The organism is Caulobacter sp. AP07, from assembly GCF_000281955.1.
Lineage (GTDB): Bacteria > Pseudomonadota > Alphaproteobacteria > Caulobacterales > Caulobacteraceae > Caulobacter.
In genome coordinates, this window is record NZ_AKKF01000148.1 from 22,874 (window position 1) to 37,128 (window position 14,255).

A 14,255-nucleotide genomic window follows, 5' to 3' on the forward strand; every position below is an offset into this window, starting at 1 on the left:
AGTTCTGGGCCGACGCTGGCGCGAAAGGCGCGGAACCCTTAGGTTCAGCGGCATGAACGCCCATACGCCGATCCCGTCCCCTGGCCGCCCTCCCCTTCGCCCCCAGCTGAGGGTCGTCCTGGCCAGCCCGCGCGGCTTCTGCGCCGGGGTCGACCGGGCGATCCAGATCGTCGAGCGGACGATCGAGAAGTTCGGCGCGCCGGTCTATGTCCGCCACGAGATCGTCCACAACCGCCACGTGGTCGACCGCCTCAAGGCGCTGGGCGCGGTGTTCATCGAGGAACTGGACGAGGCCCCGACCGACCGACCCGTGGTGTTCTCGGCCCACGGCGTGCCCAAGTCGGTGCCGGCCAGCGCCAAGGCCCGCGAGATGGTCTATCTGGACGCCACCTGCCCGCTGGTCTCCAAGGTCCATGTCGAGGCCCAGAAGCATTTCGACGCCGGGCGCGAGATCGTGCTGATCGGCCATGCCGGCCATCCCGAGGTGGTCGGCACCATGGGCCAGCTGCCCGAGGGCACGGTGACCCTGATCGAGGACATCGACGACGCCCGCGCCTGGACGCCCAAGGACGCCGGCAACGTCGCCTTCCTGACCCAGACCACCCTGTCGGTCGACGACACCGCCGAGATGGTCAACCTGCTGAAGCAACGCTTCCCGGGCATCGCCGCCCCGCATAAGGAAGACATCTGCTACGCCACCACCAACCGCCAGGAGGCGGTGAAGATGCTGGCCGAGGCGTCGGACCTGATCCTGGTGGTCGGCTCGAAGAACTCGTCCAACTCGGTGCGGCTGATGGAGGTCGGCCGGCGGGCCGGCGCCAAGGACGCCCACCTGATCGACGACGCGCGCGGCATCGACTGGTCGTGGTTCTCGGGCGTCGCCAGCGTCGGCGTCACCGCCGGCGCCTCGGCCCCGGAAGACCTGGTGCAGGGCGTCCTCGACGCCATCGCCGGCCGCTATGAGGTCACGGTCGACGAACTGATCGAGGCCCGCGAGACGGTGACCTTCAAGCTACCGCGGTTGTTGACGACGTAACGGCGGCACTTGACCGCCAGCGCCGCCTCCCCCATCCCCGCGCCATGGCCGTCTATACCGACATCACCGACGACGAACTCGCCGCCTTCCTGGGCGACTACGACCTGGGCCAGGCCCTGGCGTTCAAGGGCATCGCCGAGGGGGTTGAGAATTCCAACTTCCTGCTGGAAACCGAGGCCGGGCGCTACATTCTCACGGTCTACGAGCGGCGCGCCAAGCCCGAGGACCTGCCCTATTTCCTCAACCTGCTGACCTGGCTGGCCGATCGCGGCTATCCCAGCGCCAAGCCGATCGCCGACCGTTCGGGCGCGACGCTGAAGACCCTGCGCGGCAAGCCCGCCGCCCTGGTCGAGTTCCTGCCCGGCCTGTCGGCCCGCCGCCCCACCGTCGCCCATTGCCGCGAGGCCGGCGAGGGCCTGGCCTGGCTGCACCTGGCCGGCGAGGGCTATCCGGCCCGCCGCGCCAACGACCTGGGCCAGCCGCACTGGGCCCCGCTGTTTTCCAGGCACCGCCAGGACGCCGACGGCCTCAAGCCCGGCCTGGCCGCGACCATCGACAAGGATCTGGCCGAGTTGGCCCTGGCCTGGCCGCGCGGCCTGCCGTCGGGGGTGATCCACGCCGACTACTTCCCCGACAACGTGTTCTTCAAGCCGGACGGCAAGTTCGCCGCCGCCATCGACTTCTATTTCGCCTGCGACGACGCCTTTGCCTACGACATCGCCGTGACCCTGAACGCCTGGTGTTTCGAAGCCGACGGCAGCTTCAACATCACCGCCGCCCGGGCCCTGATCGCCGGCTACGAGCGCCGGCGGCCGCTGAGCCCGGCCGAGCGCGAGGCCATCCCGATCCTGGCGCGCGGCGCGGCGATGCGCTTCTTCCTGACCCGCCTGGCCGACTGGGGTTCGACCCCGTCCGGAGCCCTGGTCAGGCCGAAGGACCCGCTGGAATACGAGCGCAAGCTGGCCGTCCACCGCGAGGGCCTCAGCCTGTTCGGAGCCGGCGCGTGACCCCCAAGCTGGTGATCTATACCGACGGCGCCTGCCGCGGGAATCCCGGTCCGGGCGGCTGGGGCGCCCTGCTGATGTACGGCGACAAGAAGAAGGAAATCTGCGGCGGCGACCTGGCCACCACCAACAACCGCATGGAGCTGATGGCCGCCATCCAGGCCCTGGAAGCGCTGAACAAGCCGACCAAGGCCGAGCTGCACACCGACAGCCAGTACGTGATGAAGGGCGTCACCCAGTGGATCCACGGCTGGAAGGCCAAGGGCTGGAAGACCGCCGACAAGAGCCCGGTCAAGAACGTCGACCTGTGGCAGCGCCTGGACGCCGCCCGCGCCAAGCACGACGTCGACTGGCGCTGGGTCAAGGGCCACGCCGGCCACGTCCACAACGAACGGGCCGACGAGCTGGCGCGGCTGGGGATGCTGAAGACGCTGGGCGAGAAGGCCTAGGGCGGGCGTCCGCGCCCCTGTTGCCAAACTCCGGCTTTGAGCGTTCTCCTGGCGGCCAAGGCGGCGTACCACGCCGGCCGCGCCCTTGGGGAAGGGCGCCAACCTTGGGGGGCGACAATGAAGCGGATCGCGACGGGACTGGCGCTGGCGGCGCTGCTGACACCAAGCTTGCTTGAAGCCCAGGCGACGAGGGGCGGCCCGGGCGCCGTCGCGCGCCCCGCCCCGGTATCGGCGGTCAGCCCGTCCATCGCGGCCCGCTACAAGCCCGGCGCGCCCCGCCGCGCGGCGGCCCGCGTGACCCCCGTCACTTCCAGCCCGGCCCAGCGGTCGGCCAATCCGGCCCGCAAGCCGATGCTCGCGACCGCCGCCAACGCGATGTCGATCGTCGTGCCGCGCAACGTCTATCTGGCGAAGATGAGCAAGGCCTACGAGGCGCTGGACGTCCAGCAGGACTTCTCGCTGAAATGGCAGGGGCCCAACCCGTGGGAACCACTGGGCCCCAAGGTCTCGTCCTGCGTCATCGTCGCCTACACGCTGCAGCCGGCCAGCAAGGTCAAGGACCCGGCCCATCCCGGCCAGTATGTCGAGACGCCGGAGTCCTATGTCCCCGCCGACTGGTTGAGCTGGCCCGAGATTCTGGGCGCCACGGCCTTCGAGGGCGGGCAATGCCTGGCGGTCGGCTATTCCAACGGCGAGGTCTGCGTCGTCAACGGCAAGGCCTACCAGCAGCAGGAACTCGAGGACCCCGTCACCCCCAACCCCTTCATCCCCAAGCCGGACAACCCGCTCGCGGGCATAGCCGGCGCCTTGGCCTGCGCCTCGGACCTCCAGGCCTGCATGGCCAAGCCGTCCTATTTCTCCAAGCTCTGCTCAAGCAAGGGCGGCGTGCTCCAGCCGGTGACGAACTACGGCGGCTGCGAGCAATGGGAGCAGTTCGGACCCGACAGCCGGGAGGCGTTCCTGAAGGTCGCCGCGCTGAACTTCGACGCCGAGGACCTCAATCACGACGGCCAGATCAGCGGAACCGAAGGCAAGTATCTCTGCCGGCCGTGACGTCGGTCACCCCTCGCCCTCGAACACCGGACGCATGAAGCTGCGCTCATAGCTGACGATGCAGCGGGTGCGCTCGCCCAGCGCCAGGGCTTCCTGGCATTCCGGGTCGTCCGGGATCCGGGCGCGATAGGCCTCGTAGGCCGCCAGGCTGGGGAAGCTGAACAGCGCCAGGGCGATGTTGCTGGCCCCCTCGCTGGGCAGGAAATAGCCGTGGTGGACGCCGCCCATGCGGTTGACCAGCGGGATCCACAGCTTCGCATAGGCCTCGAACTCGGCCAGCTTGTAGGGATCGATGACGTAGCGCAGGTAGCAGGTGATCAAGCACGCCTCCGTTCGCGAAGAGCCCTCGCCCGGGCCATGACGGGCGGCCCGGGCGAGTCTTGTCCTTTAGCCGCGCCGGGCGGCCGAAGTCACGCGGCGGCCGCCAGCTTGCCCGGCTCGACGCCCGTCGCGAACGCCAGCCCCTCGTCCTCCCAGCCGGTGATCCCGCCGATCATCAGCTTCACGGGCCGGCCCAGATGGGCCAGCCGCAGCGCGGCCCGGTCGGCGCCGTTGCAGTGCGGGCCAGCGCAGTAGACGACGAACAGGGTGTCGGAGGACCACGCCGCCATGCGCTCGGCGGTGATCTCGGCGTGGCGCAGGTGGATCGCCCCGGGCACGTGACGGCGGGCATAGGCCTCCGGCGTGCCGACGACGTGCAGCAGCACGAAATCGACGTCGCCGGCCTTCAGCGCGGCGCCGACGTCGGAACAGTCGGTCTCGACGCTGAGCCGGCGGGCGAAGTGGGCGACGGCGTCGGGCGACAGCGCGGCGGGGATGGCGGAAACAAAGCTCATGGCGGCCTCCTCTGTTGGGCGACGGCAGACTTGCCCCAAGGCGGCGCATCGCGTTAGGTGGCACGATCGCCATAGGCCGTAAATATCATGCCAAAGTCGCCCGAACGCCCCGAACCCGCCAACCGTCTTGTGGTCGCCCTGGCCTATGACGGCCTGTGCACCTTCGAGTTCGGCGTCGCGGTCGAGCTGTTCGGCCTGCCCCGTCCCGAGATGGGCCCCGACTGGTACCGGTTCGCGACGGCGGCGATCGAACCGGGGCCCCTGCGCGGCCTGGGCGGCGTGCAGGTGACGGCCGATGGCGGGCTGGAGCTGGTCGAGCAGGCCGACACAATCATCGTCCCCGGCTGGCGGGGGGCCGAGACGCCGGTCCCCCAGCCGCTGATCGACGCCTTGCAAGTCGCCCATCGCAGGGGCGCGCGGGTGATGTCGATCTGCTCGGGGGTGTTCGTGCTGGCGGCGGCGGGCCTGCTGACGGGACGCAAGGCCACCACCCACTGGCGCTATGTCGACACGTTGCGCGCCCTCTATCCGGACATCGATGTGCAGCCCGACGTGCTGTATGTCGACGCCGGCGACGTCCTGACCTCGGCGGGCAGCGCGGCCGGGCTGGACCTGGGCCTGCACCTGGTGCGCCGCGACCATGGCCCCGAGGCCGCCAACATCGTCGCCCGCCGGCTGGTGGTGCCACCGCACCGCGACGGCGGCCAGGCCCAGTTCATCCAGCGCCCCGTGCCGATCGCCCACGAGGGCGCCCGGCTGGGTCCGGCCCTGGAGCGAATGCGCGCCGACCTGGCCGGCGAGCACACGGTCAAGGCCCTGGCCGCCGCCGCCGGCATGAGCCCCCGCACCTTCCTGCGCCGCTTCGAGGCCGCCACCGGCACGACGCCCGCCCGCTGGCTGCTGGCCGAGCGCCTGGCCCGGGTCCGCGACCTGCTGGAGACCAGCCCGGCCGGCGTCGAGCAGATCGCCCAGTCGGTCGGGTTCGGCGCCCCGGCGTTGCGGCACCACTTCCGCAAGTCTTTCGCGACCACGCCCCAGGCTTACCGCGCGCGGTTCGGCGGGTAGAGCGTCTTCGAGCGAAGTGGATACCGGTTCGCGTGAAGAAAACGCCAAGAACAGAAGTCTAGAACCCTGGGTCTGATGCAACCAGATCGGGAAATGCTCTGGAACAACCTTCACCGTCGGACCCATTTCGGCCCCATCACGGTCCAGACCACGCCCAAAAGGCGCGCCAGCCTGTCGAGGACAGTCAGGGGGACTCCTCAACACATGGAAAACCGCATGCGCTCATTTGTGAAACTCGCCGCCGCCGTCGTCGCGCTCGCCGTCGCCGCGCCCACCCTCGCCCAGACCACCGCCCCGGCGGACCAGGCCACGCCGCCCGCCGCGCCGGCCGAAAGCGCCGCCCCGGCGGCTGGGGCGACCGCCGCCGCGCCCGTGGCCGCCGGACAGCCCGTCAAGGACAGCACCGGCGCCGTGATCGGCGAGGTCGCGGAGGTCAAGCCCGACGCCGCCGGCAAGTCAATGGCGACCATCAAGATGGGCGCGGACTCCTTCGCCGTGGCCGTCTCCAACCTGGCCGTCCGCGACGGCGCCACCCTGATCAACGCCACCCAGGCGGAGATCAAGGCGATGCTGAAGAAGTAGCCCCCAAGAGAACGGAGAGGGGGGGGCGGGCCTGTAACAAGGTTGAACGTCTGAAACGATCCGACCGTGAAAAGACCTCAGTCGCGCCGTTGCAAAGCCCCGTTCGACGCCCAATCTCTTCTTCGACGCGGACAACCCGGCTCTCCCCCCCGGCCGGCCCCAGCGTCCTGCAAGTGCAGCGTCCGTGCCTCTCCCCCGGGCACGGGCGCTGTTTGCGTTTGGGGGCTGGACGGTTGCCTGAACTCAGGCTTGCGAGCGCTTCATTTAACTCAAAAATTCCGTCATCCCCCGCTTTATGCGGGGGACCCAAGCGGCGCTGGACATGGCGTCGGACTCGGCTTGGGTCCCCCGAACAAGTCGGGGGATGACGAATGTGGGTGGGCGTGGGCGCCAGAATATCCGCGGACCTGAGATCGCTCCAGGCTAAGGCCAACAGCGCCCAGGTCCCTCAAGCGCCCCGCAGCAGCCGCCACCAGCTCTCGGCCATGGCGTCCAGCAGCGGGTCCAGCGGCATCGAGGCGCGCTGGACGATCACCACGTAGGACAGGCGCTCCAGCTGGACCATCTGCATCAGCAGCCGCATCCGCGCGGCCGGCCGGTCGGCGTCGGGGAAGCGGGCCAGGTAGCGGGGCATGCTGTCGATGAACAGGTTGATGAAGCGCAGATAGTCGTCGGCCAGGTCCGGGTCGGCGACATTGGCCTCGGTGGCGACGGCCAGCAGGTTGCGGCGCTCCTCGGTCTGGTCGGCCATGCCGGCCGCCAGCCAGGCGCGAACCGCGTCCTTGGTCGGGTCGACCAGGGCGTCGAGCGCCGCGAAGTTCGCCTGGATGTTGGGGACCAGGCGATCACCGATGGCGTTGGCCACGTCCTCCTTGTTGCGGAAATGCAGGTAGAAGGTGGCGCGGTTGGCGCCGGCCGCCGCGGCGATCTGCTCGATGGTCACCGCCCGGAAGCCGCGCTGGCTGAACAGGTCGACGGCCGCGTCGATCAGGCGCTCGCGCGTCAGCTGCCGCTGCGCCTCGCGCAGGCCGCCCGTCCGTTCCGTCGCCGCTCGCGCCAAGCCTGCTTCTCCTGGGCTGGAATGGGGACACACACTCATCCCACCACCTTCACCATACGCGCTCGACGCCTCGGGTGAGTGTGTGTCCCCGTCAGCATCCCCGCCCGTTTCTGCCATACCCTCTGAATCGACGCCAGTAGATTGACACGACAGTTGTCGTCTGAACTACTCACCGACGCCACGCGGCGAAGTTCGCGGGCCCTGGGGTAAGGAGCGCCGAGCCATGCAGCTTGTCAGCGAAACCGCGATCGACGGCCTCGAGGGGCCGGGCGCCCCGACGGTCTTCCCCACCCTCGACATCGACCTGTCGGAAATCCAGCGCTTCACCGGCGGCCAGCCCTATGGCGACTTCGCCCGCATGCGCGCCCAGGCCCCGGTGATGTGGCACCCCGAGCCCTATGGCGGCCCCGGCTTCTGGGCGATCACCCGCCATGCCGACGTCATGACCGTGAACGGCGACCCGGAGACCTTCTCGTCGCGCAAGGGCGGCATACTGATGGCGCACGGCGACCCGCAGAAGCGCCACGCCCTGCTCTACCGCGCCTCGATGGACGCGATGATCAACCTCGACGGCGCCGAGCACATGCAACTGCGCCGCGAGCACATGAAGTACTTCACCCCCGGCTATCTGCGCGGCGTCGCCGAGGCGGTGAAGGCCGAGGTCACCCGGCTGCTGGACGCGATGGCCCCGCTGGGCCGCTGCGACCTGGTCGAACAGTTCTCGTCGCGCCTGCCGCTGTTCACCCTGTGCGAGATCCTCGGCGTGCCGCCCGAGGACCGTGGCAAGTTCCTGCGCTGGATGCACTATCTGGAGCTGGCCCAGGACCTGGCGCTGAAGCAGCACCTGGCCCCGGTCACCCCGACCCTGGAGCTGATGCAGTTCGTCCAGGACTTCAACACCAACGTCGAGGAGATGTTCGACTACGGCCGCACCATGCTGCACAAGCGCCGCCTCGAACCCCAGGCCGACCTGATGAGCGCCATCGCCGCCGCCCAGGTCGACGGGACCCTGCTCAGCGACGAATATCTGGACGGCTCCTGGCTGCTGATCGTCTTCGCTGGCAACGACACCACCCGCAACACCCTGTCGGGCGCGATGAAGCTGCTGACCGAGTTCCCCGACCAGAAGGCGCGGCTGGTCGCCGACCCGTCGCTGCTGCCGGGCGCGGTCAACGAGTTCGTCCGCATGGTCAGCCCGGTGATCTACATGCGCCGCACCGCCACCCGCGACGCCGAGGTGGCCGGCCAGGCCATCAAGGCCGGCGAGAAGGTGGTGATGTACTACGGGGCCGCCAACCGCGACGAGGCGGTGTTCGACAACCCCGACCAGCTGGACATCACCCGCCCCAACGCCGACAAGCACATCGCCTTCGGCTACGGCCCGCACGTCTGCATCGGCAAGCGGGTGGCGCAGATCCAGCTGGAAGAGGCCTATCGCCAGATCCTCGGCCGCTTCCCCGACATCCGCTGGACCGGCGACATCGACATCGCCCCCAACAACTTCGTCCACGCCATCCGCCGCCTGGACGTCGCCTTCACGCCCGGCGGGACGGCCTGAGATGGCGCTGACCCGGGGCGACGACTATCCGATCCACCAGACGGCCGAGCCGGTGGCCTTTGCCGGCACCGACCGCAATTTCTACGACCGCTACTTCTTCAATGGCTACGCCGCCGAGGGTGACGGCGACGCCTTCTTCGCGGCGGCGTTCGGGGTCTATCCGCACCTCAACATCGCCGACGCCGCCTTCTGCTGGATGAAGGACGGCAAGCAGGTGAACCTGCACGCCAGCCGCTGGCTGGAGATGGAGCGGATGGACCTGACCGTGGGTCCGATCACCATCCAGGTGCTGGAACCGCTGCGCCGGCTGCGGGTCACCGTCGAGGCCCCCGACCAGGGCGTGCGCGCCGAGGTCACCTTCGAGGGCCGGTCGTTCCCGATCGAGGAGCCGCGCTTCACCCGGCGGATCGGGCCGCGCACCCTGCTGGACTATACCCGCCTGACCCAGAACGGCCGCTATACGGGCTGGATCGAGGTCGATGGCCAGCGCCATGACCTGGACGGTTTCGTCGGCACTCGCGACCGTTCGTGGGGCGTACGGCCGGTCGGGGCGCGCGATCCGCAGGAGGCCGCGCCGACGACCCCGCCGCAGTTCTTCTGGCTGTGGAGCCCCTGCGCGTTCGCGGACGGCGACCTGTTCTTCCACACCAATGACGACGAACACGGCCGCCCCTGGAACCGCCGGGCGGTCTGGGCGCCGCTGGGTTCGGAACGCGACGGAGCCAGCGACTTCGACGCGGTGTCCTACGGCGTCGGCTGGCGCCCGGGGTCGCGGCACGCCACGCGGGCGAGGCTCGCCCTCCCGGACGGCGAGGTCACCATCGAACCCCAGGCCGAGTTCTTCATGCTGGGCCTGGGCTATGGCCATCCGGTCTGGGGCCATGGCCTCAACCACGGCCAGCTGAAGGTCGAGCGCGAGGACTTCGTGCTGGCCGAGATGAACCGCGCCATGCCCCACCACCTGCACATCCAGGCCCTGTCGAAGGTGACCTATCGGACCGCCGACGGCCGCGTCCGGGTCGGGCGCGGAGTGTTCGAGCAACTGGTGCTGGGACCGCACGCGCCTTCGGGCTTTCAGAGCATCCTGGATCTGGCTCCATGAGCGGGGGCCCCATGAGCCTGGCGGCGGGGCTGGAGTCCTATCTCACCGACCTGTGGGGCGCGCCGACCACGGTGGCGAACCTGTCGCGCATTCCCGGCGGGGCCAGCCGCGAGACCTATCGCCTCGACGCCCAAGTCGCTGGGGAGACGGGTGGCCAGACCCACCGCATGATCCTCCGCCGCGACCCGACCGGCAGCCTGATCGAGACCGACCGGCGGCTGGAGTTCCTGGCCTATCGCACCGTCCACGGCCATGTCCCCGTGCCCCAGGCCATCGCCCTGGAACAGGACGGCCGGGCGCTGGAGCGGCCGTTCTTCCTGATGGAGCGGATCGACGGCGGCGTGGTCGCCTCGCCCTTCACCTTCGATCCCTACGGCGCCCACGCGCAGGCGCTGGGCGAGCGGTTCTTCACGATCCTGGGCAAGCTGGCGGCGCTGGACCACGACGGGACGCCGATCCGTCAGGCCGCCGAACTGCCCGCCGCGCAAGACTGCTGGCGCATCGCCCTGGACCACTGGGCCGGGGTGATCGAGGCCGACGAGCAGCACCCGCAGCCGATCGTCCGCGCCGCCATCCGCCACCTGCGCCGCAACCCGCCGCCGCCAGCCCAGCGGGTGGCCCTGGTGCACGGCGACTACCGGACCGGCAATTTCATGCACGACGGGGCAGGCCGGATCCTGGCCATCCTCGACTGGGAAATGGCCCATCTGGGCGACCCGATCGAGGATCTGGGCTGGGCGTTCGACCCGCTGTGGAACCACTTCGACGAGACCAGGGTCGACGGGATGATCCCGCGTGAACGCGCCATCGCGATCTGGGAGGCGGCCAGCGGTCTTCGCGTTGATCCCGAGGCCCTGGCCTGGTGGTCGCTGTTCAACGCGGTGAAGGGCCAGGCGATCTGGACCTCGGCGGCCAAGGAATATCGCGCCGGCGGCTTCACCGATCCGATCCTGGCGATCTCGGGCTGGTACACGGCGCGGCGGCACGACCAGATCCTGGCCGAGCGGCTCTCGGCGCTGGAGGGCTTCTGATGACCCCCGCCCTGCCCGACATCCTGCGCGGTAATTTCCTCAGCCTGGCCATCCCGGCGCCGCCGGAATCCCAGGGCGAATTCATGGCCGGCCGGGTCGGGGTGATCGCCCTGCTGTCGCTGCTGGCCGCCCAGGAGGTCGAACGCGGAACGGCCGCCCGGGTCTGGGAGAACGCGGCCATCGCGGCGGTGCTGGCCGACGCGGCGGAGGCCTATGGCGTCCAGTACGCCGGGGTGGCGGAGATCACGGCCGCCGACCTGTCGCTGGCCGCCCTGGACGCCGCCAACGCCGCTCTGCGCCGAGGCCTGATCGCCCTGCACGAGGCGGTGGAGGCCGCTCGTGACCTGCCGCGCCACCGGGCGATCGTGGCGCTGTACGGCGAGATGGCGCAGGCGCGGCGGCTGGATTTGCCGCCGCTGCCCGCGCGGTGACCCCTCTACTTCTTTCCCTTGTCCAACTTGACTTTCGAGCCCTTGAATCGGGCCTCGTCGGCCGGCACCAGTCGGAACCCACCGGTCACCAGACCCATGCGCACGGTCTGTTCGACATAGTAGGTCTCGCCCGGCTCGACCTCCATCCGCAGCCTGTCGTCGGCCTTGTTGACCGCCATCGGGCCGGTGATGTTGTAGCTGTGGACGCCGGGTTCGGCCTCGAAGCTGAAGGCGCCGCCGTTCGGCAGGTCGCCCAGGTGCGGCGCGTCCTTCTCGGCCTTGCCGTCATCCCCCACCTCGACGATGTGGTAGGTGTAGATCGCGCCGGCCAGGCGGCCCGGGCGGAAGAAGAAGATCCGCCCCTTGCCCGACGCGCTCGATGCAGGCGCGGCCTCCGGAGCTGGCGCGGCGGCCGCGTCCGGAGCCTGAGCCGGCGCCGCGTCGGAGACCTGAGCGGCCGCGGCTTCCGGCGCCGTCGAAGGCGCGCTTGGCGGCGCTTCCTGAGCGAAGGCCGACGCGCCGAGCAGAAGCGAGAGAGCGGCCCCGGCCGCGATCATGAACTTGTTCACTAGAATTTCCCCGTTGATTCCATGACTGGGTTTACCGGCAGCTCCAGATCTTCAGCCAACCGGACCGTGGCGCGCGCGCCCGCGGGTATTTCGATCTCTCCGCCCTTGATGAGCACCGCGGCCACCCCTGCGTAGGGCACCAGCAACACCCCCGTCGCCAGGTCGACGCGGCTCTTCCCAGAGGCCATGAACGTCATCCCGCGCACGCGGACGCGCCGCCCGTTCAGGTCCAGGTAGCGGGCCGAGATGATCAGCTTGCCCTGCTTGCCGCCCATCCCCGCCCGGGCGACGTCGATGACTTCACCCTCGCCCAGGGAGCCGGCGGCGAAGACATCGGCGCCTTGGCTTGAGATCGCCGACGCGAGGCGGATCTTGAACTTGTCGCCGAGCTTGCTGGCGCCGGAGCTCAGCGCGTCGACGAGCTCGACCTCGATCTGGGTTCCAGCCGCCAGTCGCGGCCCGGCCGTGGCGGAGGATGCGGGCGGCTGAGCCTGCGGCGCACCAACCTCCGCGGCGCTGCTGGCCTCGACCTGACCCAGGCTGGCGGGCGCCAAGGCGCACAGAAGAAAAACGGCCGCCAGCATGTCGATAGGCTCCCCAAGCTTCGCCGTAGCATGGGCCCTACTACCCGTAAAGATTGCCCGGGCGCCACGCGCCGCGCGACACAAACTTCCCTCATATCCCTCATGAGCCCTAGCCAAGCCCGCGCTCCCGCCCCATCTGGCTCAGGCGGCACGGTTCCAGGGAGGGACGGCCCGCAGCCCAGGGGCCCCATGGCGATCATTTCCGTTTCCGGTCTGACCAAGACCTATGCTTCCGGCCACCAGGCCCTGAAGACCGTCGACCTCGACATCCGCCAGGGCGAGATCTTCGCCCTGCTGGGCCCGAACGGGGCCGGCAAGACCACGCTGATCAGCATCATCTGCGGCATCGTCAATCCCAGCACCGGCACGGTGCTGGCCGACGGCCACGACGTGGTGAAGGACTACCGCGCCGCCCGGGCCAAGATCGGGCTGGTGCCGCAGGAACTCAACACCGACGCCTTCGAGACCGTCTGGGCCACCACCCGGTTCAGCCGCGGCCTGTTCGGCAAGCCGCCCAACGACGCCTATATCGAGAAGGTGCTGCGCGACCTGTCCCTGTGGGACAAGAAGGACAGCAAGATCATGGCGCTGTCGGGCGGCATGAAGCGCCGGGTGATGATCGCCAAGGCGCTGAGCCACGAGCCGCGCATCCTGTTCCTGGACGAGCCCACGGCCGGCGTCGACGTCGAGCTGCGGCGCGACATGTGGGAGATGGTCCGGGGCCTGCGCGAGAGCGGCGTCACCATCATCCTGACCACCCACTATATCGAGGAGGCCGAGGAGATGGCCGACCGGATCGGGGTGATCAGCAAGGGCGAGATCATCCTGGTCGAGGACAAGGACGTGCTGATGCGCAAGCTGGGCAAGAAGCAGCTGACCCTGCAGCTCCAGACCCCGCTGACCGCCCTGCCCGCCGGCCTTTCCGACGACTCTCTGGAGCTGGCGGCCGAGGGCCACGAGCTGATCTACACCTTCGACGCCCAGGCCGAGGACACCGGCATCGCCGGCCTGCTGCGGCGGCTGGGCGAACAGGGCGTCGACTTCAAGGACCTGCACACCAGCCAGAGCTCGCTGGAAGAAATCTTCGTCAGCCTGGTGAGGGACGCCCAATGAACCTTCACGCCATCAAGTCCATCTACCGCTTCGAAATGGCCCGCTGGTTCCGCACCCTGGCCCAGAGCGTGATCTCGCCGGTGCTGTCGACCTCGCTGTATTTCGTGGTGTTCGGCTCGGCGATCGGCTCGCGGATGCAGTCGATCGACGGGGTCAGCTACGCCGCCTACATCGTGCCGGGCCTGATCATGCTGTCGCTGCTGGGCGAGAGCATCTCCAACGCCTCGTTCGGCATCTACATGCCCAAGTGGGCCGGGACGATCTACGAGCTGCTGTCGGCCCCGGTGTCGTGGGTCGAGACGGTGATCGGCTATGTCGGGGCGGCGGCGACCAAGTCGGTGTGCCTGGGCCTGCTGATCCTGGCCACGGCGCGGATCTTCGTGCCCTACGAGATCGCCCACCCGTTCTGGATGCTGGGCTTCCTGATCCTGACCGCCGTCACCTTCAGCCTGTTCGGCTTCGTGATCGGGGTCTGGGCCGACGACTTCCAGAAGCTGCAGATCGTGCCGGCCCTGATCGTCACGCCCCTGACCTTCCTGGGCGGCAGCTTCTATTCGATCAGCATGCTGCCGCCGATCTGGCAGAAGATCACCCTGTTCAACCCGGTGGTCTATCTGGTCAGCGGCTTCCGCTGGAGCTTCTACGGGGTGTCGGACCTCAACCCGGTGGTCAGCTTCGCCGCCACGCTGGGCTTCCTGGCGGTGTGCCTGACCGGGGTGTGGTGGATCTTCAAGACCGGGTACCGGCTGAAGACGTAGAAGGAACCCTCTCCCGGAGGGGAG

General features: G+C 69.3%; 17 protein-coding genes. 12 read left to right on the forward strand and 5 right to left on the reverse strand.

Annotated elements, in window-relative coordinates; all coding sequences use genetic code 11:
• Positions 1-52: 52 nt before the first annotated feature.
• The 4 genes from ispH (at position 53) to PMI01_RS12120 (ending at position 3,542) form a co-directional block, all read left to right on the forward strand.
• Positions 53-1,036, forward strand: coding sequence for a 4-hydroxy-3-methylbut-2-enyl diphosphate reductase (gene ispH, locus PMI01_RS12105; RefSeq protein ID WP_007668674.1), 984 nt, complete (start codon positions 53-55; stop codon positions 1,034-1,036).
• A gap of 44 nt (positions 1,037-1,080) precedes the next feature.
• Positions 1,081-2,043, forward strand: coding sequence for a homoserine kinase (gene thrB, locus PMI01_RS12110; protein WP_007668676.1), 963 nt, complete (start codon positions 1,081-1,083; stop codon positions 2,041-2,043).
• Positions 2,040-2,489, forward strand: coding sequence for a ribonuclease HI (gene rnhA / locus PMI01_RS12115; protein ID WP_007668677.1), 450 nt, complete (start codon positions 2,040-2,042; stop codon positions 2,487-2,489). The genes thrB and rnhA overlap by 4 nt, the downstream gene beginning before the upstream one ends.
• A gap of 117 nt (positions 2,490-2,606) precedes the next feature.
• On the forward strand, positions 2,607-3,542 hold the full coding sequence (locus PMI01_RS12120) for a hypothetical protein (RefSeq protein WP_007668679.1): 936 nt from the start codon (positions 2,607-2,609) through the stop codon (positions 3,540-3,542).
• A gap of 6 nt (positions 3,543-3,548) precedes the next feature.
• Here the strand turns inward: PMI01_RS12120 and PMI01_RS12125 are convergent, their stop codons facing one another.
• Positions 3,549-3,863 carry an NIPSNAP family protein gene (locus PMI01_RS12125; protein WP_007668681.1) on the reverse strand — a complete coding sequence of 105 codons (315 nt, stop codon included), beginning with the start codon at positions 3,861-3,863 and terminating at the stop codon, positions 3,549-3,551.
• Positions 3,864-3,952: 89 nt separating this feature from the next.
• On the reverse strand, positions 3,953-4,378 hold the full coding sequence (locus PMI01_RS12130; protein WP_007668684.1) for a rhodanese-like domain-containing protein: 426 nt from the start codon (positions 4,376-4,378) through the stop codon (positions 3,953-3,955).
• An 87-nt stretch (positions 4,379-4,465) separates the two neighbouring features.
• Between PMI01_RS12130 and ftrA the strand changes: the two genes are divergently transcribed.
• Together ftrA and PMI01_RS12140 are read left to right on the forward strand one after the other, a co-directional pair.
• Complete coding sequence (gene ftrA / locus PMI01_RS12135) at positions 4,466-5,443, forward strand: transcriptional regulator FtrA (protein ID WP_007668687.1); 978 nt, start codon at positions 4,466-4,468, stop codon at positions 5,441-5,443.
• Positions 5,444-5,659: 216 nt separating this feature from the next.
• Positions 5,660-6,025 (forward strand): hypothetical protein, encoded by a 366-nt coding sequence (locus PMI01_RS12140; protein WP_007668689.1) that lies wholly within the window; start codon positions 5,660-5,662, stop codon positions 6,023-6,025.
• A 448-nt stretch (positions 6,026-6,473) separates the two neighbouring features.
• Here PMI01_RS12140 and PMI01_RS12145 read toward each other — a convergent pair whose 3' ends face one another.
• On the reverse strand, positions 6,474-7,085 hold the full coding sequence (locus tag PMI01_RS12145) for a TetR/AcrR family transcriptional regulator (protein WP_007668697.1): 612 nt from the start codon (positions 7,083-7,085) through the stop codon (positions 6,474-6,476).
• Between the two features lie 223 nt (positions 7,086-7,308).
• Here PMI01_RS12145 and PMI01_RS12150 point away from each other — a divergent pair, with 223 nt between their 5' ends.
• From PMI01_RS12150 to PMI01_RS12165, 4 genes are read left to right on the forward strand one after another with little or no spacing between them, the layout of a single operon-like run.
• Positions 7,309-8,643: a cytochrome P450 gene (locus PMI01_RS12150; protein WP_007668699.1), complete on the forward strand. Its 1,335-nt coding sequence runs from the start codon at positions 7,309-7,311 to the stop codon at positions 8,641-8,643.
• Between the two features lies 1 nt (position 8,644).
• Entirely contained in the window at positions 8,645-9,745 is a 1,101-nt protein-coding gene (locus PMI01_RS12155; protein ID WP_007668700.1) for a hypothetical protein, read from the forward strand.
• Between the two features lie 11 nt (positions 9,746-9,756).
• Positions 9,757-10,776, forward strand: a complete 1,020-nt coding sequence (locus tag PMI01_RS12160; protein WP_007668701.1) for a phosphotransferase family protein — start codon at positions 9,757-9,759, stop codon at positions 10,774-10,776.
• Positions 10,776-11,207 (forward strand): hypothetical protein, encoded by a 432-nt coding sequence (locus tag PMI01_RS12165; protein ID WP_007668702.1) that lies wholly within the window; start codon positions 10,776-10,778, stop codon positions 11,205-11,207. Before PMI01_RS12160 ends, PMI01_RS12165 begins: the two co-directional genes overlap by 1 nt.
• Positions 11,208-11,212: 5 nt before the next feature.
• Here PMI01_RS12165 and PMI01_RS27615 read toward each other — a convergent pair whose 3' ends face one another.
• A complete protein-coding gene (locus PMI01_RS27615) occupies positions 11,213-11,776 on the reverse strand; it encodes a hypothetical protein (RefSeq protein ID WP_051989959.1) in 564 nt (187 codons plus the stop codon).
• Positions 11,776-12,360: a hypothetical protein gene (locus tag PMI01_RS26065; RefSeq protein ID WP_007668704.1), complete on the reverse strand. Its 585-nt coding sequence runs from the start codon at positions 12,358-12,360 to the stop codon at positions 11,776-11,778. The genes PMI01_RS27615 and PMI01_RS26065 overlap by 1 nt, the downstream gene beginning before the upstream one ends.
• Positions 12,361-12,549: 189 nt before the next feature.
• Between PMI01_RS26065 and PMI01_RS12180 the strand changes: the two genes are divergently transcribed.
• Complete coding sequence (locus tag PMI01_RS12180) at positions 12,550-13,473, forward strand: ABC transporter ATP-binding protein (RefSeq protein ID WP_007668705.1); 924 nt, start codon at positions 12,550-12,552, stop codon at positions 13,471-13,473.
• A complete protein-coding gene (locus PMI01_RS12185) occupies positions 13,470-14,231 on the forward strand; it encodes an ABC transporter permease (RefSeq protein ID WP_007668706.1) in 762 nt (253 codons plus the stop codon). The genes PMI01_RS12180 and PMI01_RS12185 overlap by 4 nt, the downstream gene beginning before the upstream one ends.
• Positions 14,232-14,255 lie beyond the last annotated feature (24 nt).